This is a genomic window from Pelagibius sp. (genome assembly GCF_028281305.1).
Lineage (GTDB): Bacteria > Pseudomonadota > Alphaproteobacteria > Kiloniellales > Kiloniellaceae > Pelagibius.
In genome coordinates, this window is the sequence record NZ_JANQKD010000083.1 from 1 (window position 1) to 26,238 (window position 26,238).

The window sequence follows — 26,238 nt, forward strand, 5'->3', positions numbered from 1 at the left end:
GGAACCTCAACCGTCACCGTGTGCGTCTCCGAGCCGTCGGTGAAGTCCCCGAAGGTCGCATCCACCGTCACCGTGCCCGTCTCGCCCGGCGCAAAGGCCTCGTCGCCGCTCGTGCTCACCGCGTCGATGCCCACCGTCACATCGTCGGCAACCGCGTCCACATCGACGTCCGCCTCGACCGGCGCCGCCGTGGCCGTGTCCCCGCTCTCCGGGTCCTCCGCCGTCGCCGTGAAGCTGATGTCAGAGCCCATGGTCGTCAGCACATCCAGGTCGCTGTCCGCCGGCGGCGTCAGGCTCACCGTCAGGACCACCGAGGCCGGGCTGCCGGCCGTCGTGTAGAGACCCGTCGCCGGGTTGAACGACCCGCCGTCGTTGCCCACCACAGAGCTCGTCCAGCCCTCATCGACGCCCGGCAGGTTCCCCACCAGGATCTCGCTCACGAAGTCGTCGCCCTGGGCCGTCACCGTCACCGTGAACTGGCCAGAGCCGTCCTCCTTGATGCACAGCGGCTCGCCCTGCAGGCTCACCGAGACCTCCGGCGGCAGCGCCGGGTCCAGGGTCACCTCGTCCTCGGCTGTTGCCACCGCTTCATTGTTGTCGGTGGTGCACTCCGCATCGCCGGCGTCGTGATCGGTGTTTTCGTTCTGCTCGACGGCTTTCGCCTCGGCTTCCCAGACCACCTCCTCGTCGACGATCAGGCCTTCGTTGGCGGTGACACCCAGAACCGCCTCGAAGGTGCCGCCGCTCACGATCCAGCTGATGGTGTCACCGTCTTGGATACCACCGGCCAGATCGGTCACAACAAAACCAAAGGGAACGGTCACCGTCACCGTGTGGACTTCCGAGCCGTCGGTGAAGTCCCCGAAGGTCGCGTTCACCGTCACGGTGCCGGTCTCGCCCGGCGCAAAGGCCTCGTCGCCACTGTCGCTGACAGCATCAACGCTCACCGTCACCGGATCAGCGACCGCATCAAGCACGACATTGATGACCGCATCGGTCACGAAGGTCTCCACCAGCGCCCCGAAGCCGTCGTCGTCGTACTCGGTGGTGGTGGTCTGAATGCCGATCGCGAAATCGTCATCACTGTCCTGCGGCACCTGCACGAAGAGGCCGGTAACGTCGACAGACTGGGGGCCGGGGTCCGCAAAGGTCAGGACCAGCTGGTCGCCGTCAATAGAAACCGTGCCGCCGGAGACCGTGTCGCCATTGGCCAGCGGATCGCCGAGCCCGTCGACGAACATCGTCCCCTCCGCGGCGCCGTCCAGGCTGAAGGTGATCTTGGTGATCCCCTCGGAACCGTCGCTATCCTGGGCCGCAGCGGAGAAAAGGACCGGCACGCTCAGAGGTCCGGCGCCCTCTTGATCGTCCACCGCGCCGGCGCCATCCTCAAAGAGTTTCAGCGTCAGGCTGTTGCCGGCGTCCTGCGGCGTTTCTCCATCGCTGCAGGCCAGCGGGCAGCCGGGGACCTTGCTGTAATCGCCGAAGGTCACCGCCGCAGGGCCGGCCACGCCCTGCACCTGCACGTCGAAGCTCGATTCGGTGGTTTTCGACTCCAGAGTCACATCGCCTTCGGGATTGACCTCGGTCGTGGTCGCCGCGACGTTCACCGTGAAATCGCTGCTGTCGTCGACCGGCAGCTTGACCTGGATCAGGCCGGAAAGATCGAGATCGAGGCCGGCCGTCTCGCCGCCATCGAAGGTCAGGGTCAGCATCTGGTCGACGATAGACACGTCGGCGATGACAGTGCCGTCACCGGCCGGGACCTCCAAGGTCCCACCCAGAGGATTACCCGCCGCATCGACGAACATCGCGTCGTCGTCGGCGCCGTCCAACGACAGCTTGATCTCTGTGATGCCCTCGGAGCCGTCCCTGTCAATCAAAGCCGCGCCGAGGTCGGAAAGCAGAATGGTCAGAGGCGTCTCGCCGGCATCGTCGCCGTGCTTGGCCGGATCGACCTCGTCGTCCTCGGCAAAGGGCGTGCCGCCGACGGAAACCGTCAGCTCGGCGCCATCAGCGATCGCCTTAACCTCGACGTTCAGCACCGCCTGATGGGTGGCGACGTTGTTCTCAAGCGTCAGCTCGCCGTCGATGTCGAACTCGACGGCCGTCACCTCCAGGTTCAGCTGGAAGTCGTCGTCGCTGTGCTGCGGCAGGCGGACCTGGAACGGAGTCCCGGAGTCGTCGGAAAGGTCAACGGACTGCACCCGCAAGGCCGGATCGAAGGACAGCGTGAGGACGCCGTCGACGATCTCGATGGTCGCGGTGGCCGGGCCCTCGCTGCCGTCGGCAAAGATGGCGGAGACCTCCACAGTCTCGCCGTGGACCAGCACCTGCTCACCGATCATGAAGTTGGTGGCCTCAGGATTGTCCGTCCCAGAGAGACCGACTTCCAGACCGCCCTGATCACCCGACCAGAATTCCTCGCGGGTGGCGACCGTGAGCTTCGTGAGGCTCTCCGAGCCGTCAACATCGGTCACGGCCGCGACGAAGCCGGCGCCGAAAATCGGTGCCTGATCGTCGTAGCAGTCGGGTTCGCCCTGCTCGCCGCCGCCCTGGGAGTCACCGGAAACAATCACGTCTCCGCCGACAGGAACGCCGTTGTCCTCTTCGTAGGTCAAGGTAGCGGACGGAACTTTGCAGTCGTCGCCCTCGTAGCCGCCGCCTTCGCCGCCGCTGTAGTCCCGCTGATCAAGGAAGTACTCCGGCTCGTAGCCCTCGTCTCCGTCGAGCAGGAACTCCGGGTTGTCCGCCACCGAGTCGATGATCGCGGTGGCCGAGCCGCTGATCTCGGCAGTCAGGCCGCTGTCGGGGTCGACGATGGTCGCGGTCACCGTCAGCGGAATGTCGTCACCGCTGTCCGGCGGAGGCAGAAGGAAGAGGCCGGAGGCCAGATCGGCGGCGCTCAGCAGCGGCGAGGAGCCGCCGCTGGTATCGACGATATTGGTATCCGCGGTGCCGCCGACGTAGAGCACGGCGCCTTCCGGAATGCCGGAGAGGGTCAACGAAACCAGCTCTTCGTTGTCGGCGGGGGTGAAGCCGATGACGACCTCCATCGGGAAGGTCTCGCCCTCGCAGTCGTCCTGGTTGGGCTGCCAGTCCTCGAAACCGCCCTCGAAGGTGTTGACGGAGCCTTCGCCGCCGTCGGTCTCGGTCCGGAAGGTGAGCGAGAGCGTACCCTCGGCCTCGTCCAGAATGGTCGGATCGTCGTCCAGCGCGATCAGGCCGAACTCCAGGGCCGTCGGCGGGATCACGCCCTGCGCGACGAGCAGGTCGATGACGCTGCCCAGGTTGTCGACATACTGGGTCGCGCCACCGCCGATGGCCGGCGCCCCGGCGGCGGTCTCCAGCGTGCTGTCGGCCGTATCGGCCAGGGCCAGGGCCTGATTGACGAGGATCCCCGCGGCAATGTCGATGCCGGCAACCTGGAAGCTGGTGCCTTCAGCCGCCGCATCGGAGGCCAGGTTCTCGAAAACGATGCGGCTGTCGGGGACACCGTCGCCGTTGTCGTCGAAGCCCAGGACCAGGTCGTCGCCGTCCAGGAAGACCTGAGCGGCAGCGGGATCGAACTCCAGAACAAAAGCCTGGCCCGCAGGATCGGTGATGACGAGGATATCGCCCGGTGCGGGCCTGGTCAGGACTTGCGGCGCTTGCGCCTGGCCAACTGCCTCTGCGGCACCGCTCTCGACAAGAGCCTCATCGGTGCCGGCATCCTCCGCGCCCTGATCGATTCCGCCAAGACGCTGCAGATCCTCGTTGCTCATCACCCATCTCCCACAATAAAGGCGTCAGAGCGAGGGGCGCACCGAACTCTATGTCCGGCACGGGCAGTTGCTCCTTCGCGCACAGCGCGAGCACCCCTGTCTCTGAGCGTGAGGAGTGTGTGGGATTAATGTGGCATTTACAAGAAAACTTGGTGCTAATACTATATCTTATTGTATGTGTTTCTCGTTACCTTTGGTTAACGCTGCATTAATGCTCGTGAGGCGTGAGATCCACGATATTTGTCTTTAATTCAATCGATTATCAGACTCGTCGATTTCATCTACAGAGAATCTCGGTGGCGCTGGATTCCCTCGACTGTCACAGAAGGCAACAGGCAGGAGGCTCTCGTCCGTGCCCCCAACAAAACCTGGGATTGGCCGGGGGACTGGCCTGCACGCGCTAACCAAGATCCCGCCAAAGTAGCGAAGACCGGCATTCTCCCCGACGTGATGCCGCCCAGTTGAAGGCGTTCCAGCAGATGCGGGGCGATGCGCAGAGTTCTCCGGGAGGCCCCGAGAGCGGCTCGAAAGGGCATCAGGGTCCGGGCCTTCAAGCCCGGCAAACCGTCCCCGAAGGCTCTGCCGCTACCGCCGAGCCGGTCCCTGCTCCCTCATCCTGGCTTGCAGGCACCACATGCCCAGTACGAAAAAGCCCCCGCGAGACGCGTCTCGCAGGGGCTTTTCCTTGATCGAAACCGACCGGTGCGGGTATGCGCGCTCCGGCTGGAGATCGGCGTCAGTTCAACTGGATGACGACCGCTCGGTTGCCTTCCTCGCGGACGCCGTCGCCGGTCGGGATCAGCAGCTGGGTTTCGCCCACGCCACGGCCCGAGACCCGGATTGCATCGACGCCCCCGGACACCAGTTCATCGATCACCCGGTTGGCGCGCCGCTCGGAGAGGGTCTGGTTGTAGGCAACCGCGCCCGAGCTGTCGGCATGACCGGTGATGTCAACGGAAGCATTCGGGTTCGCGAGAGCCGCACGCAGAGCCTCCGAAACGATGGTGGCGTTGCCCGGTGCGTAGACGGTGCTGTCGAAATCGAAAAGGACGATGAACTGATCGGCCGTCGGGGTTGCGGCCACCACGGCTGCAGCCGGGGTCTCGTAATTGATGTCGGAGAGCGCGAAATTCGCCTGCGCCTCCACTGCGGCCATGGCCGATTCGAACTCGGCGCGGCAGCCTTCGGCATCACCGGTGCGGCCGTCTTCGGTCGCCTCGATCCAGCAGTCGTACTTCACTTGCGCGAAGGACGCATCGGCCGGCGCGAGGTAGCGCGCACCACGGTCAAAGCCGCTGCGCAGGCGCTCAAGCGCCGCCTGGAAGGTCGCCGCCTGCTCCTCGGTCAACTCCCGATCCATCGGCGCGTCCGGCAGAACAAGGGAATTCTTGGCCGCCGTGCGGGCTTTGTGATTGAAGAGTTCACCGTCAACGAAGTCCCAGTCCGCGCCAAGCCAAGCATCCGAGCGTTCCTCGGAGAGCTCCGCATAGCCGGCCTGCAGGCCCTGGTTAAAGGCAATCCCATTGGATTCCAGATCGAGCCCGCTGCGTGTGTCGAACACACTGCCGAACGGATGATCCCAAAAATCGGTGCCGGGAACATTGAACGGCGTAATCGCATAGGCCGGCGCAGCCATCGACACTGCCACCGCCAAGCTGGCGCCAACGAAAAGTCCCTTCGCCTTCATATCGGCTTTCCCCTTTGATAAATCCCCTGCATGAGGCACCCGGCGAGAAATGCAGAATGCCTGACAGAATACATGATTAACACATCGGCTAGCGGTATAGCCAGATTCTCAGAAAGGTGCAAGCAAAGCTCTCGCAAGAGATTGAATTACCATGCATTTGCAAAACCGGGGTAACAGGTCAGGCAACCTCTCGCCTCGCGCTTGGTTTTTGCTTAAATAACAACTTAAGCGATAATTTCAGTTCTCCGGACTCACCAGACCGCGGCGCACGAGGTTGTCGAGCCTGTTCTTGGCCTGACGATCCCCCTGCGCAATGGCCAGGCGATACCACTTTGCCGCCTCCTGCGGATCCGCCGCAACGCCCCGCCCGGTCTCGTAGAGCAGGCCGAGATTGAACTGGGCCTGCTGCAGCCCCTGCGCCGCCGCCTCCCGCCACCACCGGGCGGCCTGGGCCGGGTCGCGCTGCACACCTTCCCCGTTCATGTAGTAGAAGCCGAGGTTCGACTGGGCCCGGGCCTCGCCCTGTTGCGCCGCCCTCTCGGTCCAACGCACCGCCTCCTCGAGGTCGCGGCGCACGCCCTGGCCCCGATAGTAGCGCAGGCCAAGACTTGCCTGAGCCAGCGGATCGCCGCCCTCGGCAATGCGCCGCAATCGGTCGAGTTCGCTCTCCCCGGGAAGCGATGCCTGCTGTTCGGCTGTCGGCGCGGCAGGCGTTCTCTCCTCCGCGACCGCACGGGCCCGCGCCGCTGCTTCCTGGGCTGCCTGGCGCTGGGCCGCGAGGCGCTGCTCCTCAGCCGCCCGTGCCTCGGCCGCCCGTGCCTCTGCCTCTGCGGCCGCCCGTTCGGCGGCCAGCCGCTCCGCTTCGGCACGCGGACCTGCGGCCTCTTCGGCCAAGTCCCGGCGTTCCGCGTCGTTCAGGTAGCCCGTGACGTCAAGGCCCGCGACCTGCTGATAACGTTCGATCCCGGCACGGGTGCCCGGCCCGAAACTGCCGTCGATGCCGCCCCGGTAATGGCCCAGGGCCTGCAGATCGCGCTGGATCTCGCGCTTCTCGTCCCGACTCAGCTCCGCTTCGGCCGCCTGCAGGGCGAGTTGGCGCAATTCCACGGCCGAGGGCTCCGGCTCCGCGGGCTCCGGCGCCGCCTCCAGTGCATCGGGGGCGGGCGCATCGGGGGCGGGCAGCACCGCCACCTGGTCCGCCACCTGGTCCGCCGCCGGGTCCGCCGCCGCGTCTCCGGCGGTTGGAGTTCCGTCCCCCCCAGCGGCTGAGGCGGTGGCTTCAGAAGCAGGCTCACGATTGTCGTTGCCCTCCGGCGCGGCCTCTGCAGCGGCTGTCTCTTCGACCGAGGCGCCGTCGTCCCCGGACGCGGCCTCCACAGCCGGGGGTGCTTCCGGCACGGACGCTTCCGATGACGGCACGGGCGCTGCCGCCTGGGCCGTTTCCTCCGGGGCATCTGCGGCATTGCGCGCCGTCTGCGCGTCAGCGGCAGGCTCCGGGGTCGGCGCGGGGACCGCCACTTCGGGAGGCGCCACCTCGGGCGCCACCGCAGCCGGCGCCTCACCGGCGGCTTCGGCCGCTTCGACTTCGGACATGCCCGCCCCCGCTTCCGCGACCGCTTCTGCCGAGTCTGCTTCTGCCGGGTCTGCTTCTGCCGGATCTGCGGCGCCCGCCGGCAGCGTCGTTTGCGCGACAGGCTCGGGAGTCTCCTCCACCGGAGTCTCGTCAGCCGGGCTCTCGTCAGCCGGGGCCGCTGCGATTTCCGAAGGATCGCCTTCCGGAACAGCCGACTCCGCCTCCACCGGCGGTGTGGACTCCCTACCGTCCGCAGCCGGGGCCGGCGCAGGGTCGGGTTCGCTCGCAGCCACGGCCGGAGCGCCCGGTTCTTCGGTCTGCGCGGGCGGCGCCTCCTGCACGGCCTCGGGCGTCCTTTCAGCAGCAGCCTCCGGCGCTGGCGTAGCATCCGGCGCGGGCGCAGTCTCCGGGGCCTGCGCGGTCTCTGAAGCCTGTGGGCCGGGCGGAGCTTCGGCCACAGTTTCGGCCGGAGGCCCGGCCCCCTCTTCACCCGCCGCCGGCGCAACGCTGTCGATCTCCGCCGTAATCGGTCGCTGGTCCTGCTGTTGCGTCGACTGCCAGGCAAAGTAACCGCCGCCAGCAGCCAGGATCACGCCCGTGGCGAGCGCCGGCCAAAGCCAGGGGCGGCCCGTTGACGCCGCGGGGGCGGACTGCACGGGCGGCTCCGCAGCCAGCGGTGCGGCCGATGGTTTCGGCGGAGCAGCCGGAGCAACCTCCGCGGCATCTTCGGCAGCCTCCTGGGCCGCCAGGTGCTTCTCCAGGCCGATGACCTCCCGCATACTCTGCGGCCGGTCGGCCGGATCCGGCTGCAGCATCGCACCCAGCTCGTTGCGCAGGATTTCCGGAACCGACGTGAAGTCCGGTATCTGCTTGCGCGCCTCGATCACGGAGACCAGGGACTCGTTGATCTCGCCCATGTTCAGCGCCCGCCCGGTGCCCGCGGTCGCCAGCACAAGGCCCAGACTGTAGATGTCGGAGCGGGCGTCGACCTGGCCGCCGTAGAGGCCGATCTGCTCCGGCGAGGCATAGGCGTAGCGGCCGGCAAAGTCGTCGCCGATGATCGTGGTTGCCGAAGAATCCGCCAGCTTGGCAATGCCGAAGTCGATGATCTTGGCTTGGGAGAGCTTGCCTTGGCCGAGGATGATGTTGTCCGGCGACATGTCGCGATGAATGACGCCCTTGTCATGAGCCGCCGCCAGGCCGTGGGCCAACCTGTCGCGCAGCGCGCGCACTTCCTCCGGCGACAGGATCCGGTCATTCAGGTATTCGGTGAGCGAGGGGCCGTCGACGAATTCCATCACCAGGTAGACCCGGCCTTCTTCGTCGCGCAGCACGCCGTCGTAACCGACGATGGCGTCGTCGCGCACGGTGCGCAGGACCGACGCCTCGCGCCGGAAGAGCTCCATGATCTTCTCGTTGTTGGCCAGATCCGGCCGCACGATCTTAATGGCGTGCTGGGTGCCGATCTCCGTGTGCGTAGTGCGATACACCTCGCCCATGCCGCCGCGCGCCAGCAGAGCCTCAACCCGATAGGTGTAGCTGATCAGGGTGCCGACGTCGAAGATCCCGGACATGCCGGAATCGCCGCGGCCGGAGGAACCGCCGCCCGCGGATCCGCCACCCAGGGATCCACCGCCGCGCGATCCGCCACCCCGCGGATCGCCGCTCATCGGCACCGTCCTCTTGACCAGGCTGATCTACCGCCAGACATATCTCTCCACCCCAAGGCTCTCAACCCATGACACTTCATGCCGCGCCCCCGACGGGCGCACCGATCAGCACCACCGTGACGTTGTCGTTCCCGCCATGGTCCAAAGCCATGGCCACCAAGCGGTCCACTGCGCGCTGCCCGGCGGCTTGCGGGGACTTGCCGTCCGCCAGCTCTCGAGACAGCACCCGCGCAATATCGTGGTCATCCACTTCCGACGTCAGTCCGTCACTGCACAGCAATATGCATTCGCCCGGGCGCAGCGAGCCGGTCACCTGATCCGGCGCCGCGGCGGTGCCGTCCGGTCCGCCGAGCACCCTTGTTATCACGCTGCGGTGCGGATGACTGCGTGCTTCCTGCTCCGTGATGAGCCCGGCGTCGACCAGTTCCTGGACCCGCGAATGATCGTGCGACAGCCGCTGCAGACCTTCGCCCCAAAGATAGGCCCTGGCGTCGCCCACCCATACAACGCTGTAATCGCTGCCGGAAATCCGCGCAGCCACCACTGTCGAGCCCATGCCCCGCTTGCCCTCGCCCGCCTCGACCGACTCCAGGATCGATCGATTGGCTTCGGCCATGGCGTCTTCCAAGGCGGAGCCGTGCTCGACGGAGCGCGCCACAACATCGACGACAATCGAACTGGCCTTGTCGCCGGCGGCGGCACCGCCCATGCCGTCGGCAACCACCCAGAGGCCCAGGTCTTCCCGCAGGGCGTAGCTGTCCTCGTTGTGGCGGCGGACGCGGCCTACATCGCTCTGGTGCCCCAGAGTCGCCGCCACCGTCCCGCTGACCTCAGACTCCATCATGTCGCCAGCTCTACTGTCTTGAGACATTGTCCCATGGCCCGTCAAAGCGGTCCGTCGCGATTCCCGGCATGCAGAGCCGGGCCCGGCGGCCCGGCAGCATCAAAGCCGCAGCCTGGCCGGTCTCGCTCAACGGCAGCGCCCGCAGTGACAAGTTCCACCCCCTGTCTCTCCCAAAGCGATTATGGAACAGCCACTTGCCGCGGTAAAGCCGCCGCGCGGCAGCGGGCCGCCGTCGTTTGCGGCAAAGGCTTCACGCCGGAATCAGGGCAGGCTGGATGCGAGGCGGTCAAGGCAGGTTGAAGCGGATCTCATCGTCGCCGGCGAGGTCCGGCTCCCGCCCCAGGAAGATGCCGCCGCGCCCGACGAGCTGGACCATCTCGCGCTTCACGTAGGCGACGTCGCCAGTCTCGCTGCGCACATAGGTGCCGTTGGTGCTGTGGTCCTTCAGGAACACCTTGCCCCGTACGGCCTGGATCGTGGCATGGCGGCGCGAGGCGTAGGAGCTGTCGACCGTCAGGTCGCAGGTATCCTGACGCCCGACGACGAACTCCGCCATGGGTTCCTCCAGGCTGAAGGTCTCGCCGCGGTAGGCCAGATCGAGCCGCAGTTTGCCGCCCTCCGCGGCCAGCAGCGGTCCGCGAATCACCGTGGCGTTCTCGTCTTCGGTCACCACCTCGTAGATCGCAACAGGCTCCCTCTTGCCCTTCATGGCCGCCTTGTCGATCCAACGGGTGGAACTGCGGAACGGCGGCGAGAGACGGACCACGGTGTCTTCGGTCACCAGGATCTCCCCGGCCTTGGCGAGATCCGTCACGCGCGCGGCCACGTTGACCGTGTCGCCGTAGAAGTCGCCGGAATCCTCGATCACCGGGCCGAAGTGAAAGCCGGCATGGATCGACACCTGCCCGTGCTTGTGAGCGTCGCGCATCAACGTGGCGGCGCGAAAGGCTTCGTCGGGGGTCGCGAAGACGCACATGACACCATCGCCGGAGGTCTTTACCACACGCCCACCCGCAATGCCGGCCTGGGCATCGAGTACGGTCAGGCATTCCGCAGTCAGGCGATGTGCGGTTTCGTCGCCGTAAACCTCGTACAGCTTGGTGCTGCCGTCGATGTCGGCGAAAAGAACGGCGAGAGTCTGGCCGTCCTTGTCAGACCCGTCCGAAGACCCGTCATTCATGAAACACTGCAAACCCTTCTGTAAGGTGCGGCGGCAGGCGACTGTCCAGTTAAAGGCCCAGCGAGAGGCGACTGTCTAGCAAAACCGGCAGGCGCTGTGGACCCACTTTCGCAGTTGCACAACGGATCCGCGCCTTGCTCGAAGACTTTCAATCTACCAGCCGCCCCGCTCAAGCCAAAGCGCCACTTGGTCGAGACGGTCATGGCCCCAGAAGGTTTCTCCGTCAACAATAATAAGGGGTGAGCCGAAGACACCTTTGGCTATAGCCCCTTCCACTTCCTCGCGCACCCGTTGCTTGAGCGCCGGATCGGTGAGCGCCGCGGCCAGTTCCTCCGCGTCGACGCCGGCGTGGGCGCAGACCGCCGTCACGGCAGCCGCCGAATTGATGTCCCTGCCCCGGCCGAACGCTTCGCGGAACAGGGTCTTCGCCAGATCCACCGCCTTGGCCCGGTCGCGATCCAGCATCCAATAGTAGGCGCGCGCAGCCGCAACCGACATGAAGGGAAAGCTGCCCGGGATGACAAAGGGAACACCGATCAGCCGGGCGGAGCGCTCGAGATCGTGGCGCGCGTAGTCGCCCTTCATCGGGATGTTCAGCAGTGGCTCGCCGCGGGTCTCCTGAAAGACAGCCCCCAGCAGAAAGGGCCGCCAGTCGACACGGCGGCCCGTGCGCTCGCCCAGGGAGTCGATGGTTTCCGCCGCCAGGTATCCGTAGGGGCTGGAAAAGTCGAAGTAGAATTCGATGGGGTCGGGCATTGTAACGCGTCAGCCTCCGGCAGGTTTGGACGATCAGCAACTGCGGAAGCAGCAGCCGCAGTGGAGAGAGCAACCGACCGGCGGCGCGATGCCAAAGCGACCCGCCGACCGGGGAACCCTGCTCCAGGCCGCATTATCCCCCGCCGCCGCCGCAACCGCCACCGCCGCATCCACCGCCGTCACCGCCGCCGTCACCGCCAGCTTCGCCGCCGCCAAGGCAGCCGGGCCCATAGCCCGAGTCCCCGACTGCAGCACCGCTCCGGGACTGCCGGTTCGGCCCGCCGGCCCCGCGCTCGATCCGTTGCATAGCTTTGACATGGCGCGGCAATAACTGTGCAGTCTTCAGCGGCAGCTTTGCCTTTGGCACGTTCGGCATCGGCCAGACATCGTCAGGCGGTGGCGCCCGGAAGATGAGGCGATAGTCGATCAGGAACTGCAGGTAGCGCGAGCGCCAGTCCGCGCCCTTGGCGGAACTGCCGGGATGATGATGCACGAAGCCGGTGGCGTAGGTCTCGCAGAAGGCCTGATAGCGTTCGGTGTGCAGGACGAAGCTGTGCCAGAGATCGTCGACCGGACCGTACATGCCATAGCCGCGCCGCGGCAGATGCCCGAGGATGATGAGAAAGCGAAAGAGCTCGCGCCGACGCCGCTCGGCCGTTGCTTGACTGCACCCGCTTTCCTGTCGGTAGCTGCTCAGGATCTCAGGGACTGCGAAGCCTTCCGCCGCTTTGGCGGCTGCCAGAATCGCCTCCCGCGCTCGCAGCAAGGCAGCCGGTCTCGGTTTCAGGAAGTCGAGCATTGCAGGCACCTCCGAACTGTCGGGGATTGAAGACGGAAAGACGTTGTATGGGGCGGGTCTCCTCGGCCCGGCAACCGTTGCTAAAGCTGCGTGCGGGGATACCGGCGGTTATGGTGAGATCGCGTATGGTGAGATCGCACGCCGGTTCGCGCCAAAGAACTTTGGCCTCGGAATTGTCGACGTCGTGCTCGTTCGGGGAACTTGTTCTGAAAGCGCTCAAGGAACGCTTGAGTGGCAAAGGACCCTGCTTCCGCAGTGGATGCCGTGATCGCATCCCTTTCCTGAATGATCTCAGAGGTGTTTTTGTCTAAGAAAACAAACATAGGTCGATCTCCCAAATATTAATCGGCCGTATGCGGACACAAAAACCTCTATGCTGACCACTTCTCCTTCAGTTTCGAAAGCTTATCGCCCATAACATTCATATCTTTGGCAACTGAATATCGATGCGCCGAATTCTATTCATCTCAATCAATCATATTACTAGCAAATTACTTTGCTTTTGTCAATTTATAGATGAAGAAGTGTTGGGGCGGTTGAAATCCCAGCGCGAAGGGGGAGTTCCACTCAGTCCGCCGCGATCTGGCGGGCGATGATCAGGCGCTGGATGTCGGAGGTGCCTTCGTAGATCTGGCAGACGCGCACGTCGCGATAGATGCGCTCCACCGGGAAGTCGGAAAGATAGCCGTAGCCGCCGTGGATCTGCAGCGCATCGGAGCAGACCTTTTCGGCCATCTCGGAGGCCTGCAGTTTGGCCATGGCGGCTTCCTTCAGGCAGGGACGCCCGGCATCGCGCAGGGCGGCGGCCTCCAGGACCATCAATTCAGCCGCGTGGATCTGGGTTGCCATGTCGGCCAGGCGAAAGGCGACCGCCTGATGCTCGATGATCGGCTTCCCGAATGATCGGCGTTCGCGGGCATAGTCCAACGCCGCCTCATAGGCCGCACGCGCCATGCCGACCGACTGCGCGGCGATGCCGATCCGGCCGCCTTCCAGGTTGGCCAGGGCAATCTTGTAGCCCTCCCCCTCCGCGCCCAGCAGCAGGTCAGGCGTCAGGCGGCAGTCCTCGAAAACGATCTGGCAGGTGTCGGAAGCCTTTTGCCCCAGCTTCTTCTCCACCGAGGCCACCTTGTAGCCGGGCGTGTCCGTTGGCACCAGAAAGGCGCTGATGCCGCGCTTGCCCTGATCCGGATCGGTCACAGCGAAGACGACGGCCAGGTCGCCGTTCTTGCCGGAGGTGATGAACTGCTTCACGCCGTTCAGCACATAGTGGTTGCCGTCGCGCTCGGCCCGCGTCCTGATCGCTGCGGCGTCGGAGCCGGCCTGCGGCTCGGTCAGGCAAAAGGCGCCGAGCATGGCGCCCTGTGCCATGGGTTTCAGAAAGCGCTCCTTCTGGTCCGCCGAACCGAACCTGAGGATCGGCATGCAGCCGACGGAGTTGTGGACCGACATGATGGTGGAACAGGAGCCGTCGCCGGCAGCCACCTCCATCAACGCCAGCGCGTAAGACACGTGGTCGGCGCCAGCACCCTCCCACTCCGGCGGCACAAGCATGCCCATGAAGCCGAGTTCGCCCATCGCGGCGACGGCGTCTTTCGGGAAGCGCGACTCGCGGTCCCAGGCCGCCGCATGCGGGGCCAACTGCTCGCGTGCGAAATCGCGCGCGGTGTCGCGGATCAGACTTTGCTCTTCGTTCAACAGCATCTTGTGTTCCGCCGTCAGAGACACGGCCCTAGAGACATGGCCTTAGAGACATGGCCTTAGAGACATGGCCTTAGAGACATGGCTCTGGCGTGCGCAGCAGCGCAGAGCGCTCGACCGGCCGGCCAGCAGCATCAAAGGGCACCTTGAAGCTGAAGGCCTCAGGCGTCGGCCCCTGGCGGTCGATCAGCGCAACGCGCTCCAGGCCGTCTTCGATGGTGGGGATCTCGCCGACCGGCAACCACCAGAGCGCCATGAAGGCGCCGCGCGCCTTTTCGAACCACTTGCGCCTCTGCGCCATCACCTTTGTGTGGTCGGTCTTGTAGACGTACGTGAAGAGCGACTCCAGGTCGCGCCAGAGGGACATGTTGACGATTAAGCCGGGGTCGGCCGAGACCTGGATGTCGGTTGCATTGCCGCTGTCGCTCTGCAGGCGCCAGACGAAGCCCGGATCGCGGTCTGCCAGCGCGTTGATCGCATCCAACTGGGCAACGAAGTCCGCCAGCCTGGGATCGTCGATCGGCGCGACGATCCGCCCGACGTTGATCTGCGCCAGATGAAAACCCTGCATCCCCCTCTCCCTCATCGCATTGGTGCGGCGCCCTACCAGGGGATCTCGCTGCCGTCGTAGTTGAAGAACTTGCCGTTGTCCTCGGTCGAGAGACCCGCGATCACCTTGCGCATCCCCGCGATCGAAGCGTCGGCGGGAATGTCTGCGCTTTCCCCGCCCATGTCGGTCTGCACCCAGCCGGGATGAAAGGAGATCACCGTGAAGCCTTTGGCTTCCAGATCGACGGAAAGACCCTTGGTGACCATGTTCAAAGCGGCCTTGGAACTGCGGTAGATGTATGACCCGCCGTTTTCGTTGCAGGCGATCGACCCCATACGGCTGGAGATGTTAACGATGGTCTTGCGCTCGCCCTTTTCCAGCATGCCCATGAAGCGCTCCACCATGCGCAGCGGCGCCACGGTGTTGATCTGCAGCACCGGCCCCCATTCCTGAAAGTCGGTCTCGCCAAAACCTGTCCGGGGCCCGTAGACGCCGGCATTGTTGATGAGGATGTCCAGCGGCTCCTCCGCCAGTTCGCGCGCCAGGCTCGCCACCTTCAGGCCGTCGGTCACGTCCAGCTTGTGGCAGACGACATCGCCTTCCATGGAACGTACGACCTTGGCTTTTTCCACGTTGCGTGCGCAGGCGTGGACGCGCCAGCCATCTGCCGCAAACGAGCGAACGAACTCCAGGCCGAGGCCACGGTTGGCACCGGTAATCAAGACTGTGGGCAAATCGCTCTCTCCAAAAAACGTACCGAAATCTCACAGGACCGCCCGGCGCGGCAAAGGCCGTGAAGCCGCCCCTCGTCAAGCACCGACGCGCTAGGCCCGCTTCGGCCCCGTCGCGCGCCGCGGCCGGGTCGCAAGTTCGCCGCCGCAATTCGGGCAGCATTGCATCAGGTCGCCGGCGCAGCCCCGGCAGAAGGTGCACTCAAAGCTGCAGACGGAGCCCTCCCCGTCCATCGCAAGCCCGTTTCCACAGCGCTCGCAGGCCGGTTTCATCGCCAGGGCCATTGCCTGCTCCTTGGACACCCTGTTTCCCTGGCCTAGAGAACATCACTTGGCCGCGGGAGACAACACCCCAGGAAGCGACTCGCAGAACACGCGGAAAGCCGGCGTTTCAGGCGGATTGACGCAGGGATACGGGCTGGGCTGAAGACCGCCCTGTCCACTGTGCAACGGCTGCAACGGCACTTTCGACCGCCGCCGGGCCGGCAGAAGCCGGCCGCCGGCCTAGCGGGTTTCCTCGAACAGCTCGCGGCCAATGAGCATGCGGCGGATCTCGCTGGTGCCGGCGCCGATTTCGTAGAGCTTGGCGTCGCGCAGCAGCCGCCCGGCCGGGTAGTCGTTGATGTAGCCGTTGCCGCCCAGGGTCTGGATCGTTTCCAGGGCCATCCAAGTGGCTTTCTCAGCGGCATAGAGAATTGCGCCGGCGGCATCCTTGCGGGTCGTCTCGCCGCGGTCGCAGGCCTTTGCAACCGCATAGACGTACGACCTGGCCGCGTTCATGGTGGTGTACATGTCTGCGATCTTGCCCTGCATCAGCTGGAATTCGCCGATCGCCTGGCCGAACTGCTTGCGCTCGTGAATGTAGGGCACGACCAGGTCCATGCAGGCCTGCATGATGCCCGTGGGGCCGGCGGCCAGCACCACGCGCTCGTAGTCGAGTCCGCTCATCAGCACGTTGACGCCCTTGCCGACCGCGCCGAGAACGTTTTCCTCCGGCACCTCGCAGTCCTCGAACAGCAGTTCGCCGGTGGGCGAGCCGCGCATACCCAGCTTGTCCAGCTTCTGGGCGATGGAGAAGCCCTCGAAGCCCTTCTCCACCAGGAAGGCCGTGATCCCCCGCGGTCCCGCGTCCGGGTCGGTCTTGGCATAGATCACCAGGGTGTCGGCCTCGTCGCAGTTGGTGATCCACATCTTGCTGCCGTTGAGGACGTAGCGGTCGCCCTTCTTGTCGGCGCGGGTGCGCATGCCGACCACGTCTGAGCCGGCGCCGGGCTCGCTCATCGCCAGTGCGCCGACATGCTCGCCGGAGATCAGCTTGGGCAGATAGCGGCGCCTCTGGTCCTCATTGCCGTTGCGGCGGATCTGGTTGATGCAGAGATTGGAGTGGGCGCCGTAGCTGAGGCCGACGGAGGCCGAGGCGCGGCTGACCTCCTCCATCGCCACGCAGTGCTCCAGGTAACCCATGCCGGCGCCGCCATAGTCCTCCTCCACCGTCAGGCCGTGCAGCCCCAGAGCCCCCATCTTGGGCCAGAGCTGGCGCGGAAAGCTGTCGGTGCGGTCGACCTCTTCGGCCAGGGGGGCGATCTCTTCCGAGGCGAAACTCATCACGGTGTCGCGCAGCATGTCGGCGGTCTCACCGAGGTCAAAGTTCAGACTGGGGATCTGGTTGGGAATCATGGGCCCTGCCGTTCGCTCAAGTTCCGGTTTTCGCGCACTCTAAGCGCTTGGCCGCCGCCCCGCCAGAGGCAAGCGGCAGAATGCCGAGAGCGCCGCCGCGGGGTCAGCCTGCCGTTGGCATGTCGGGGCGTCCCTCCAGGCACATCAGGGTCTGCACCATGTGGGCGCAGGCGCGCGCGCTGCCGTTCTTGACCACCGTTACCTCCGCTTCCGTGACCGTCAGGGTCCGCCCCGTCTTGATCACGCGGCCGATGGCACGCAGCATCTCGCCGTCGGCCGGTGCCAGGAGGTTGACCTTGAATTCCACCGTCAGCACGGAGGCTTCGGCAGGAAACAGGCTGAAGCCCGCATAGCCGCCGGCGGAGTCCGCGATCGTGCTGGTGACGCCGGCGTGAAAGAAGCCGTGCTGCTGGCAGAGATCCGGCCGGAACGGCAGTTCGATCTCGACCTCTCCCGGCTCGACCCGCGTCATGCGGGCCCCCAGCAGGTCCATGATGCTTTGCCGGGCGAAACTCTCCCGGACCCGGTCTGCGAAGTCCGGGTCCTGGGGCTGATAGGCGGGCATGGGTCAGGACACCTCCCTGATAAAAACAAGCAAATGCCTGCGGTGCGGCCCGCCACCATAGCCAGCTTTGGCGGCTTGCGAAGCCCCCGCGAAAACGCGATAGTCACCGCGGCCGGCGGCTTCGCCGACGCCGGAGCCTTTGACGGCCTGATCGGATTGCTTGAAATGCCAGTTCCCGCCCGCACCCTTTGCCTGCTTCTCGCCCTGGCGGGTATGGGCCTCACCGCCGGCTGCGAGACGGCGGCCGAGCGCCAGCAGCGGCTGGAGCGCGAAGCCTATGTCGAGTCGCTGGATCTGGAGGAACTCAAAGGCAGCCTCGACACCGTCAATCCCGATCGCTACGACCCGAAAAAGTTCCAGCCCAACAAGGGCCGGGAGAAGAACTGAGCCCCGCCGCCGGCCGCGCGGCAGTCTCGGCCCGCGCCCTCAGAACAACAGCAGGGCGGCCAACCCCAGGAAGGCGAAAAAGCCGATCACGTCGGTGACCGTCGTCAGCACCACGCTGGAGGCGACGGCCGGGTCCACACCCAGTTTCTCCAGACCCAGGGGCACGAGGGCTCCGGAGAGCGTGGCCACCACCAGGTTGATCACCATGGCCGCGGCGATAATGGCCCCGATCATCGGCGCATCGAACCAGACCCAGGCCAGCAACCCCGCCAGCACCGCGAAGATCAGCCCGTTGGCCAGTCCGACCAGAACCTCCTTGCCGACGAAGCGCCAGGCATTGCCGGCACTGAGATCGCGCATGGCAATCGCCCGCACCGCCACCGTCAGGGTCTGGGTGCCGGCATTGCCGCCCATGGAGGCGACGATGGGCATCAGCACCGCCAGCGCCACCACGCGCTCGATGGTCTCTTCGAAAATGGCGATCACCAGCGAGGCGGCAACCGCGGTGAAGAGATTGACCAGCAGCCAGGAGAACCGCGAGCGCGTGGTGTCGAGCACGGCGCTGTAAAGGTCGGTCTCCTGGACACCGGCCAGCTTCAGCAGATCCTCCTCGGCCTCTTCGTCGATGATGTGGACCACATCGTCCACCGTGACCACACCGATCAGCCGCCCGGCCCCGTCGACGACCGGCGCCGACACCAGCCCATACTGGCGGAACAGGTAGGCGACTTCCTCCTGGTCCATCTCGATGGGAACGACCTTCATGTCATCAGTCATGATGTCCGTCAGCGCAACCGGGCGCTTCGTGCGCATGGCCCGGCTGAGCGGCACGAACCCAATGGGCTGGTGCTTCGGGTCGACGATGTAAAGGTCGTAGAAGTCGTCCGGCAGATCCTTGGCGGCGCGCATGTAGTCGATGGTCTGGCCCACCGTCCAGGACGACGGCACCGCGAGGACCTCGCGCTGCATGATGCGGCCGGCGGAGTCTTCGGGAAAGCTGAGGCTTTCCTCCAGCGCAATGCGGTCTGCGCGCGGCAAGGCTTCCAGGACTTCGCGCTGCGCTTCTTCATCGAGGTCTTCGAAGATGTCGACTGCGTCGTCACTGTCCAGGTCGGACAGCGAGTCCGCCAACTGGCGCGGCTCGAGCGCTTCGATGATGTCTTCGCGCAGCGAGCTGTCCAGGTAGGTGAGAACCTCCAGATCGAAGGCATCGCCCAGGATCCGGATCAGGCGCGGCCGGTCGTCGCGGTCGAGGTTCTCCAGCAGGTCGGCGAGATCGGCCTCGTGGAGGTCCGTAGCCACCCGCCGCGCCTCGGCCTCGTCACCGCGCTCCAAGGCCTCCGATACCGTGCGGACGAGGTCGGCCGATATCCCGTAGCTGTCAGGCTGGACTTCCGGCAGCCAGGGATCGCTCTCCTCGCGCTCGGGCGGTGTCTTCGCCATGGGCGGCCCTACTCTTCGACGGTTCGGTCCTGTGCGTCAGCGACTGCGATTGCGCTCATGTTTACAATGCCGCGCGCGCTCACAGAAGGGGTCAGAACGTGCGCCGGCGCGGCCGTGCCGATCAGGATCGGTCCGACCGAGAGCCCGCCGCCGGAGGCCTTGACCATATTGAACGCAATGTTGGCGGCATCCAGGGTCGGCATCACCAGCAGATTCGCCGCGCCCTTCAGCTTGGAGTTCGGGAAGATGTGCTCGCGGATGGACTCCGAGAGCGCCGCATCGGCGTGCATTTCCCCCTCCACTTCCAGATCGGGATGCTCGCGGTGGAGGATCTCCAGGGCGCGGCGCATCTTGCGCGCAGACGCCGTGTCGCCGGAGCCGAAGTTGGAATGGGACAGCAGCGCGACCTTCGGCTGCAGGCCGAACCGGCTGACATGGTGGGACGCCAGCACCGTCATCTCCGCCAGCTCTTCCGCCGTCGGGTCGGCGGTGACGTAGGTGTCGACGATGAAGTAGGAGCCGCTGGGCAGGATGACGAGGCTGATGGCCGAGCAGTCGCGCGTTTCCGAAGCCTTGCCGATGACCCCGGTCACGTGGTCGAGGTGCCGCTTGTAGCGCCCCGTCGTGCCGCAGATCATGGCGTCGGCATCGCCCAGCTTGACGGCCAGGGCGGCGATGACGGTGCTGCGGGTCCGGACGATCTCGCGCGCCGCCTCCGGCGAGACGCCCTTGCGCTCCATCAGGCCGTGGTAGGTCTGCCAGTAGGTGCGAAAGCGCGGATCGTCCTGCGGATTGATCAGGGGCACGTCCTCGCCGGGCCGGATCCTCAGGCCCAGGCGCTTGACGCGGGTGGCCACCACATCGGGCCGGCCCACCAGGATGGGCTCGGCCAGTCCTTCGTCGACCACCACCTGCACCGCGCGCAGAACCCGCTCGTCCTCGCCCTCGGCGTAGATCACCCGCTTGGGGTTCTCCTTCGCCCGCTGGAAGATCGGCTTCATGATCAGGCCGGAGCGGAAGACGAAGCGCTGCAGGTTCTGACAGTAGGCGTCGAAGTCCGTGATCGGCCGGGTCGCCACGCCGCTGTCCATGGCGGCGCGGGCCACCGCCGGCGCGATCTCCAGGATCAGGCGGGGATCGAAGGGGCTGGGGATCACGTAGTCCGGCCCGAAGCTGCGGTCCTCGCCGCCCATTGCCTGGGCCACCACCTCGCTCTGTTCCTTCATCGCAAGATCGGCGATGGCGCGCACGCAGGCCAGCTTCATCTCTTCGTTGACGGCGGTCGCCCCGACATCCAGCGCCCCGCGAAAGATGTAGGGAAAACAGAGGACGTTGTTCACCTGGTTCGGATAGTCCGAGCGGCCGGTGGCGATGATGGCGTCGGGGCGCGCCTCCTTGGCCTCCTCCGGCATGATCTCCGGCACCGGATTGGCCAATGCCATGATGATCGGCTTGTCGGCCATCGTCTTGACCATCTCCGGCTTCAGGACCCCCGGCGCCGAGAGGCCCATGAAGACGTCGGCATCGGCGATGACCTCGGCCAGGCTGCGGGCATCGGTGGGCTGGGCGTAGCGCGCCTTCCAGCGGTCCATCTGTTCTTCGCGGCCCTCGTAGACGACGCCCAGGATGTCGGTGACCCAGATGTTCTCGCGCTTGACCCCCAGCGACACCAGCAGGTCGAGACAGGCCAGGGCCGCGGCACCGGCGCCGGAAGTGACCAGCTTGACCGAGGCGATATCCTTGCCGACCAGCCGCAGGCCGTTGTAGATCGCCGCACCGACAATGATCGCGGTGCCGTGCTGGTCGTCGTGGAACACCGGGATGTTCATGCGCTCGCGCAGGGCCGCTTCGATCTCGAAGCACTCCGGCGCCTTGATGTCTTCCAGATTGATGCCGCCGAAGGTCGGCTCCAGGGCCGCCACCACCTCGACGAAGCGCTCCGGGTCCAGCGCGTCCAGCTCGATATCGAAGACATCGATGCCGGCGAACTTCTTGAAGAGGACCGCCTTGCCCTCCATCACCGGCTTGGAGGCCAGCGGCCCGATGGCGCCGAGCCCGAGCACCGCCGTCCCGTTGGTCACGACGCCCACGAGATTGCCCCGCGCCGTCAGCGCCGAGGCCTGGGCGGGGTCTTCGGCAATGGCCTCGCAGGCCGAGGCGACGCCCGGTGAGTAGGCCAGCGCGAGGTCGCGCTGGTTGCCGAGTGGCTTGGTCGCCGAGATCTCCAGCTTGCCGGGTTTCGGTTCGCGGTGATAGGCAAGGGCCGCCTCGCGTAGATCCTTCGCCATGCCATCTCCCCCAGTCTGGTAACCGTCTGATTTCTTGTTCTTTGCACACCGCAAGCCCGGCGCGAAGCGAGGGCCGGTCAGAAGATGACCGCGGCTGCGCTGGAGTGCAAGCCTCTGTAACCGCCCTCCAGGATGAGGAAGCCCGCGAGGCAGGCCGGGCGGGAAAGCGGTGGCATTTCGGCGGCCAGCGGCTATCTTCCTGGGTCATGACTCTGCCTGCCATGGATGCCACCGCCGCCGGAGCGGTAACAGACCCCGCCGCGGCGCCGGAGTGGCGCGTCGAGCCCGGGCTGACCGCCTATCCTGATGCCGTTGCGTTCATGGAACGCCGGGTGGCGGAGATCCGCGCCGGCAGCGCGCCGGAGTTGATCTGGCTGGTCGAGCATCCCCCGCTCTACACAGCGGGAACCTCAGCCCGGCGCGAGGACCTGCTGCAGCCCGACCGCTTTCCGGTCTTCGAGACCGGGCGCGGCGGCGAGTTCACCTATCACGGACCCGGGCAGCGGGTCGTCTACGTGATGCTGGATCTGAAGCGCCGCAACCCGGACCTCCGGCGCTATGTCCACGACCTCGAGGAGTGGATCATCCGCAGCCTGGCGCAATTCTCAGTCGCGGGAGAGCGGCGCGAGGGACGCGTCGGCATCTGGGTCGCCCGCAACGAAGGGGCGCTCGGGCCGCGCGAGGACAAGATCGCCGCCATCGGCGTGCGCATCCGCCGCTGGGTCACCTACCACGGCCTCGCCATCAACGTAGAGCCCGAGCTGGACCACTTCAGCGGCATCGTTCCCTGCGGCGTTTCCGAACACGGCGTGACCTCCCTGGTGGATCTCGGCCTGCCGGTCGGCATGGCCGACCTGGATGCGGCCCTGCGCGGTACCTTCGACGAGGTCTTCAAGCCCGGCTGAGGTTCGAACCCTCCGGTCAGCGGATGGCCACGCCGGCGAAGACCACCAGGCTCTGCACCACCGTTCCCACCAACAGCGAACCGGTCAGCGCCACCGCCAGATACCAGAAGAACACGGTGCGCCGCACCAGGGCGAAGACCGCCATTGCGGCCGGCAGCGAGGTGACACCGCCGGCGATCAGGAAGGTCAGCGCCGCGCCCGGAGCCATGCCCATCGCCATGAGCTCGCCGATCAGGGGGATTGCGGCGAAGCCGTTCAGATAGGCCGGCACGCCGACGACCACCGCCAGAGGGATGGCCTGCCAGCCCTGGCCGCCCAAGGTCTCCGCCACCAGGCTGGCCGGCACCCAGGCCACCATCAGGCTTTCCAGGGCAAAGGCCAGCAGCAGCCACTTGCTGAGGAAGAGGGTCGTGCTGCGCGCCTCCTTGGCGAAGGCTTGGCGGCGCGGCGCTTCGGACCAGAAGGCCCAGCGCAGCCCCGTCTCGGGCAGGCTCGGCGTGCCGCAGCCGCCGCAACCGCGCGCCGCCTTCAGCGGCTCGGCGAAGAAGCCGGCGCGCTGAAGGGCCAGGGTGGCAAAGCCGGCGGCGAGGCCGAGCCCCATGGCGGCGATTGTCTTGGTGAGGGTGAACGGCAGGCCCAGCGTCGCCACCATCAGCACGAACTGTTCCGGGTCCATCAGCGGCGAGGCAACGCAGAAGGCCAGCACCGGCGCCAGGGGCACCCCGGCCAGCAACAGCGCCGCCATCAGCGGCACCACGCCGCAGGAACAGAAGGGCGAAAGCGCACCGGCCAGGGCCGCGATGACGATGGCCGCCGGCGCGGAGCGGCTGGTCACTCCGGCGATCAGCCCGTCCGCCCCCGCCGCTTTCAGCCAGGCGGCAAGCAGCACCGACAAGAGCAGAAAAGGCAGCAGCCAGACAAAGGCGTCGACCATGAAGCCGAAGCTCGTCACCGCCTGCTGCGGCACAACCAGCGCAAGACCGGCGAAGAGCATCAGAAGCGCAAGCCAGACCCGGTCGAGACCGCGGACCCGGGAGAAAACTCCTGAAGCAACGCCGGTCATGGTGGCGGTGAGGCTGGTCATCGGTACGTCCTTTCGATTTACTTTCGACCCTTCCAGGATCATCGAACAGTCAGGCCAAAAAAAGTTCTACCCGGCTTTGCGCGCGTCCGTCGCCGGCGCCGCGCTGCGCTCCAGGCTGCAGCACTCGGATGTCAAAAACGCGATCAGCCCGTCCATGAGTTGGAAGTCCGGGCGGCAGATCAGTTGGCGCCCTTCGCGCTCCTGCGCCACGAGGCCAGCGTTGACCAGATGCGCGATGTGATGGGAGAGCGTCGAGGCCGGCACCCCGAGGTGCGCCTGGATCTCGCCCACCGGGAGCCCGTCCTGCCCGGCCCGGACAAGAAGGCGAAAGACCTCCAGGCGGAGCGGATTGCCGAGTTTTTCGAGGCAGCGTGCAGCTTGGTTGACTTCCATGACCTGAACGTTAGTCGAAGCTTCGCGCTGAGTCAACGATATTTCTAGAATTATGGAAATGAAATCTGCGGCCCCTTCCCCACACATACCGCCGGGGCGTCAGGCCGTCGGCTTCACCGTGAAGCCGGGGTTGATCGGAACATCGTGGTCATAGCGGTCCACCGCCGCGACCGCGGCATGCTGCGGGCCCTGCCAGCAGGCTTCCAGCATGGCATCCACAGCAGACGCATCCCCTGAGAAGACCGCCTCGACCGAGCCGTCGCGGCGGTTGCGGACCCAGCCGTCCAGCCCCTTGGCCTTTGCAGTGGCTTCCGTCCAGGCCCGGAACCAGACGCCCTGGACCCGCCCCGAGATTTCCACCCGAACCGTCTTGGTCATTGATCCGCCTTTTGCCCGGCTTCGCCGCCCTGCGGGGCAGGATAAAGCGCGGCGAAAGCGATGGCCACGGCGCGGCGGGCGCGCTCCTCCCAAAGCGCCCGGCGCATCCACTGATCCTCCACGGTGAACGCGGCCTTGCCGGGGTTCTCGTGGACCAGCCTGTTGCGCAGGGCGCGCAGCCATTTCCAGTCACCCTCGCCCACACCCTGCGGACGGGCCGCACGCTTGCTGCTCTGCGCCTCGGCGATGGCATAGGCCAGGATGACGGCGGCGGCCCAGGCGCCCGCGCAAAACACGGCCTGGAGGTCGATCATCAGGGCACAGGCCTGTTCGCTCGGCGCCGCTGCGCCCGCTGCTGCATGCTGCGCCTCCTGGTCCTCAAACCAGGCACGCCGGTCATCCCAGATGATCTCCGGCGGGCGTTCGAGCTGATCCATGGCGGGGTGGCAAGCGGGGCGAAGACCGACCTGCCGCGGTCAGTCGAACTCCAGGATCGCCTGGTCGACCGCCAGGCTCTCGCCCGGGCCGGCGTGCAGCTTGGCGACCCGGCCGTCCCGCTCGGCGCGCAGGATGTTCTCCATCTTCATCGCCTCGACCACCGCCAGTTCCTCGCCGGCTTTCACGCTCTGCCCCTGCTCCACCGCCAGGGAGATCAAGAGGCCCGGCATGGGCGACAGCAGAAAGCGCGACAGGTCCGGCGGCTCTTTCACCGGCATCATGGCCGCCAGGGTCGCGGCCTGCGGCGAGAGCACCAGCGCCTCGACAGTGATGCCCGCCTGGCTGAGGCGCTGGGCCGGGCCGCGGCGCTCGACCTGCACGGTCACCGGGCGGCCGTCGATGAAACAGGGCAGCAGGAGGTCCCCCAGACGCCCGCCGGTCTCGATCAGCAGGTTGGAGGTGCCGCCTGTGACGCGGTACGCGCCATCGACCGGGGTCACGGTGCGTGCGTGGGCCTCCTGGCCCAGCATCACCACCCAATCGGCGGGCATGGCCGGATCGAACTCCGCATGACCATCCATCTGACCGGAGATCGCCGTCTCCTGCTCCTTGCGGCGGTGCTGCAGGATGGCGGCGACGGCAATCAGCACCTCCGTCGTCGCCGGATCGGCTTCGACGCCCTTGAAGCCCTCGGGGTACTCCTCGGCAATGAAATTGGTGGTGAGGCGCCCTTCGCGGAAGCGCGGGTTGGTCATCACCGAAGCGAGGAAGGCGACGTTGTGGTTGATGCCGCGAATGCAGTAGGCGTCCAGCGCCGACTGCATGGCATCGATGGCGCTGTCACGGTCTGGACCGTGGGTCACCAACTTGGCGATCATGGGGTCGTAGAACATGGAGATCTCCGAGCCCTCCTCGACGCCGGTGTCGACCCGTACGGTCAGCGCCTCGTCCTCAGGCGCCGGCGGCTCGCGGTAACGCACCAGCCGGCCGATGGACGGCAGGAAGTCGCGCAGAGGGTCTTCGGCATAGACGCGGGTCTCCACCGCCCAGCCGTTCATCTGCACATCGCTCTGCCCGAAGTCCAGCGGTTCGCCCGCCGCGATGCGGATCATCCACTCCACCAGGTCGAGGCCGGTGATCAGCTCTGTCACCGGATGCTCGACCTGAATTCTCGTATTCATTTCAAGAAAATAGAAGTTCTTATTCCTATCGACAATGAACTCGACCGTGCCGGCGGAGCGATAGTCCACCGCCTCGGCCAGGGCCACCGCCTGGGCACCCATGGCCGCCCGCGTCTCGGCATCGAGGAAGGGCGAGGGCGCCTCCTCCACCACCTTCTGGTGGCGGCGCTGGATCGAGCATTCGCGCTCGCCCAGGTGCAGGGTGTTGCCGTGGGCGTCGGCCAGCACCTGGATCTCGATGTGGCGC

General features: G+C 66.1%; 22 protein-coding genes. 2 read left to right on the forward strand and 20 right to left on the reverse strand.

Features of this window, described 5'->3' with window-relative positions:
• From Q0982_RS16035 to Q0982_RS16095, 13 genes are all read right to left on the reverse strand, one after another.
• On the reverse strand, nt 1-3,761 hold a 3,761-nt coding region (locus tag Q0982_RS16035), incomplete at its 3' end, for a hypothetical protein (RefSeq protein ID WP_299397185.1).
• A gap of 736 nt (nt 3,762-4,497) precedes the next feature.
• On the reverse strand, nt 4,498-5,448 hold the full coding sequence (locus Q0982_RS16040; protein WP_299397186.1) for an OmpA family protein: 951 nt from the start codon (nt 5,446-5,448) through the stop codon (nt 4,498-4,500).
• A 237-nt stretch (nt 5,449-5,685) separates the two neighbouring features.
• Nucleotides 5,686-8,691 carry a protein kinase gene (locus Q0982_RS16045; protein WP_299397188.1) on the reverse strand — a complete coding sequence of 1,002 codons (3,006 nt, stop codon included), beginning with the start codon at nt 8,689-8,691 and terminating at the stop codon, nt 5,686-5,688.
• Between the two features lie 76 nt (nt 8,692-8,767).
• Complete coding sequence (locus Q0982_RS16050) at nt 8,768-9,535, reverse strand: PP2C family serine/threonine-protein phosphatase (RefSeq protein WP_299397190.1); 768 nt, start codon at nt 9,533-9,535, stop codon at nt 8,768-8,770.
• 286 nt (nt 9,536-9,821) lie between these two features.
• The gene (locus Q0982_RS16055) at nt 9,822-10,715 is read right to left on the reverse strand and encodes an adenylate/guanylate cyclase domain-containing protein (RefSeq protein ID WP_299397191.1); all 894 of its coding nucleotides are present in this window, start codon (nt 10,713-10,715) and stop codon (nt 9,822-9,824) included.
• A gap of 153 nt (nt 10,716-10,868) precedes the next feature.
• Nucleotides 10,869-11,471, reverse strand: a complete 603-nt coding sequence (locus Q0982_RS16060) for a 2-hydroxychromene-2-carboxylate isomerase (RefSeq protein ID WP_299397193.1) — start codon at nt 11,469-11,471, stop codon at nt 10,869-10,871.
• A gap of 133 nt (nt 11,472-11,604) precedes the next feature.
• Entirely contained in the window at nt 11,605-12,270 is a 666-nt protein-coding gene (locus tag Q0982_RS16065; protein ID WP_299397195.1) for a hypothetical protein, read from the reverse strand.
• A 567-nt stretch (nt 12,271-12,837) separates the two neighbouring features.
• Nucleotides 12,838-13,974, reverse strand: coding sequence for an acyl-CoA dehydrogenase family protein (locus Q0982_RS16070; RefSeq protein ID WP_299397196.1), 1,137 nt, complete (start codon nt 13,972-13,974; stop codon nt 12,838-12,840).
• 70 nt (nt 13,975-14,044) lie between these two features.
• Nucleotides 14,045-14,542 (reverse strand): DUF3291 domain-containing protein, encoded by a 498-nt coding sequence (locus Q0982_RS16075; RefSeq protein ID WP_299397198.1) that lies wholly within the window; start codon nt 14,540-14,542, stop codon nt 14,045-14,047.
• Nucleotides 14,543-14,574: 32 nt separating this feature from the next.
• Entirely contained in the window at nt 14,575-15,255 is a 681-nt protein-coding gene (locus Q0982_RS16080) for an SDR family oxidoreductase (RefSeq protein ID WP_299397199.1), read from the reverse strand.
• A gap of 90 nt (nt 15,256-15,345) precedes the next feature.
• A complete protein-coding gene (locus tag Q0982_RS16085; protein WP_322097046.1) occupies nt 15,346-15,537 on the reverse strand; it encodes a DUF1272 domain-containing protein in 192 nt (63 codons plus the stop codon).
• Nucleotides 15,538-15,756: 219 nt separating this feature from the next.
• Nucleotides 15,757-16,929: an isovaleryl-CoA dehydrogenase gene (locus tag Q0982_RS16090; protein WP_299397201.1), complete on the reverse strand. Its 1,173-nt coding sequence runs from the start codon at nt 16,927-16,929 to the stop codon at nt 15,757-15,759.
• Nucleotides 16,930-17,032: 103 nt separating this feature from the next.
• Complete coding sequence (locus Q0982_RS16095) at nt 17,033-17,494, reverse strand: PaaI family thioesterase (RefSeq protein ID WP_299397203.1); 462 nt, start codon at nt 17,492-17,494, stop codon at nt 17,033-17,035.
• A gap of 33 nt (nt 17,495-17,527) precedes the next feature.
• On the opposite strand from Q0982_RS16095, the gene Q0982_RS16100 reads away from it, so the two are divergent.
• Nucleotides 17,528-17,881, forward strand: a complete 354-nt coding sequence (locus tag Q0982_RS16100; RefSeq protein WP_299397204.1) for a hypothetical protein — start codon at nt 17,528-17,530, stop codon at nt 17,879-17,881.
• Nucleotides 17,882-17,920: 39 nt separating this feature from the next.
• On the opposite strand, the gene mgtE is transcribed toward Q0982_RS16100, so the two are convergent.
• Together mgtE and Q0982_RS16110 are read right to left on the reverse strand one after the other, a co-directional pair.
• A complete protein-coding gene (gene mgtE, locus Q0982_RS16105; RefSeq protein ID WP_299397206.1) occupies nt 17,921-19,324 on the reverse strand; it encodes a magnesium transporter in 1,404 nt (467 codons plus the stop codon).
• An 8-nt stretch (nt 19,325-19,332) separates the two neighbouring features.
• Complete coding sequence (locus Q0982_RS16110) at nt 19,333-21,612, reverse strand: NADP-dependent malic enzyme (protein ID WP_299397207.1); 2,280 nt, start codon at nt 21,610-21,612, stop codon at nt 19,333-19,335.
• 206 nt (nt 21,613-21,818) lie between these two features.
• Here Q0982_RS16110 and lipB point away from each other — a divergent pair, with 206 nt between their 5' ends.
• Nucleotides 21,819-22,517, forward strand: a complete 699-nt coding sequence (lipB, locus tag Q0982_RS16115; RefSeq protein WP_299397209.1) for a lipoyl(octanoyl) transferase LipB — start codon at nt 21,819-21,821, stop codon at nt 22,515-22,517.
• A gap of 16 nt (nt 22,518-22,533) precedes the next feature.
• Here the strand turns inward: lipB and Q0982_RS16120 are convergent, their stop codons facing one another.
• The 5 genes from Q0982_RS16120 to Q0982_RS16140 form a co-directional block, all read right to left on the reverse strand.
• On the reverse strand, nt 22,534-23,601 hold the full coding sequence (locus Q0982_RS16120) for a permease (RefSeq protein WP_299397211.1): 1,068 nt from the start codon (nt 23,599-23,601) through the stop codon (nt 22,534-22,536).
• 66 nt (nt 23,602-23,667) lie between these two features.
• Nucleotides 23,668-23,994: a helix-turn-helix transcriptional regulator gene (locus Q0982_RS16125; protein ID WP_299397212.1), complete on the reverse strand. Its 327-nt coding sequence runs from the start codon at nt 23,992-23,994 to the stop codon at nt 23,668-23,670.
• A gap of 99 nt (nt 23,995-24,093) precedes the next feature.
• On the reverse strand, nt 24,094-24,372 hold the full coding sequence (locus Q0982_RS16130) for an acylphosphatase (protein WP_299397214.1): 279 nt from the start codon (nt 24,370-24,372) through the stop codon (nt 24,094-24,096).
• Nucleotides 24,369-24,809: a hypothetical protein gene (locus Q0982_RS16135; protein ID WP_299397216.1), complete on the reverse strand. Its 441-nt coding sequence runs from the start codon at nt 24,807-24,809 to the stop codon at nt 24,369-24,371. The genes Q0982_RS16130 and Q0982_RS16135 overlap by 4 nt, the downstream gene beginning before the upstream one ends.
• A gap of 39 nt (nt 24,810-24,848) precedes the next feature.
• Nucleotides 24,849-26,238: biotin/lipoyl-containing protein (locus Q0982_RS16140; protein WP_299397217.1), on the reverse strand; the 1,390-nt coding region annotated here is incomplete at its 5' end.

Excerpts from the sequence above, each read along its gene's own strand:
- Q0982_RS16040 (WP_299397186.1), bottom strand. The coding sequence starts at position 5,448 with ATGAAGGCGAAGGGACTTTTCGTTGGCGCCAGCTTGGCGGTGGCAGTG.
- Q0982_RS16045 (WP_299397188.1), bottom strand. The coding sequence starts at position 8,691 with ATGAGCGGCGATCCGCGGGGTGGCGGATCGCGCGGCGGTGGATCCCTG.
- Q0982_RS16050 (WP_299397190.1), bottom strand. The coding sequence starts at position 9,535 with ATGATGGAGTCTGAGGTCAGCGGGACGGTGGCGGCGACTCTGGGGCAC.
- Q0982_RS16055 (WP_299397191.1), bottom strand. The coding sequence starts at position 10,715 with ATGAATGACGGGTCTTCGGACGGGTCTGACAAGGACGGCCAGACTCTC.
- Q0982_RS16060 (WP_299397193.1), bottom strand. The coding sequence starts at position 11,471 with ATGCCCGACCCCATCGAATTCTACTTCGACTTTTCCAGCCCCTACGGA.
- Q0982_RS16065 (WP_299397195.1), bottom strand. The coding sequence starts at position 12,270 with ATGCTCGACTTCCTGAAACCGAGACCGGCTGCCTTGCTGCGAGCGCGG.
- Q0982_RS16070 (WP_299397196.1), bottom strand. The coding sequence starts at position 13,974 with ATGCTGTTGAACGAAGAGCAAAGTCTGATCCGCGACACCGCGCGCGAT.
- Q0982_RS16075 (WP_299397198.1), bottom strand. The coding sequence starts at position 14,542 with ATGCAGGGTTTTCATCTGGCGCAGATCAACGTCGGGCGGATCGTCGCG.
- Q0982_RS16085 (WP_322097046.1), bottom strand. The coding sequence starts at position 15,537 with ATGGCCCTGGCGATGAAACCGGCCTGCGAGCGCTGTGGAAACGGGCTT.
- Q0982_RS16090 (WP_299397201.1), bottom strand. The coding sequence starts at position 16,929 with ATGATTCCCAACCAGATCCCCAGTCTGAACTTTGACCTCGGTGAGACC.
- Q0982_RS16095 (WP_299397203.1), bottom strand. The coding sequence starts at position 17,494 with ATGCCCGCCTATCAGCCCCAGGACCCGGACTTCGCAGACCGGGTCCGG.
- Q0982_RS16100 (WP_299397204.1), top strand. The coding sequence starts at position 17,528 with ATGCCTGCGGTGCGGCCCGCCACCATAGCCAGCTTTGGCGGCTTGCGA.
- mgtE (WP_299397206.1), bottom strand. The coding sequence starts at position 19,324 with ATGGCGAAGACACCGCCCGAGCGCGAGGAGAGCGATCCCTGGCTGCCG.
- Q0982_RS16110 (WP_299397207.1), bottom strand. The coding sequence starts at position 21,612 with ATGGCGAAGGATCTACGCGAGGCGGCCCTTGCCTATCACCGCGAACCG.
- lipB (WP_299397209.1), top strand. The coding sequence starts at position 21,819 with ATGACTCTGCCTGCCATGGATGCCACCGCCGCCGGAGCGGTAACAGAC.
- Q0982_RS16120 (WP_299397211.1), bottom strand. The coding sequence starts at position 23,601 with ATGACCAGCCTCACCGCCACCATGACCGGCGTTGCTTCAGGAGTTTTC.
- Q0982_RS16125 (WP_299397212.1), bottom strand. The coding sequence starts at position 23,994 with ATGGAAGTCAACCAAGCTGCACGCTGCCTCGAAAAACTCGGCAATCCG.
- Q0982_RS16130 (WP_299397214.1), bottom strand. The coding sequence starts at position 24,372 with ATGACCAAGACGGTTCGGGTGGAAATCTCGGGGCGGGTCCAGGGCGTC.
- Q0982_RS16135 (WP_299397216.1), bottom strand. The coding sequence starts at position 24,809 with ATGGATCAGCTCGAACGCCCGCCGGAGATCATCTGGGATGACCGGCGT.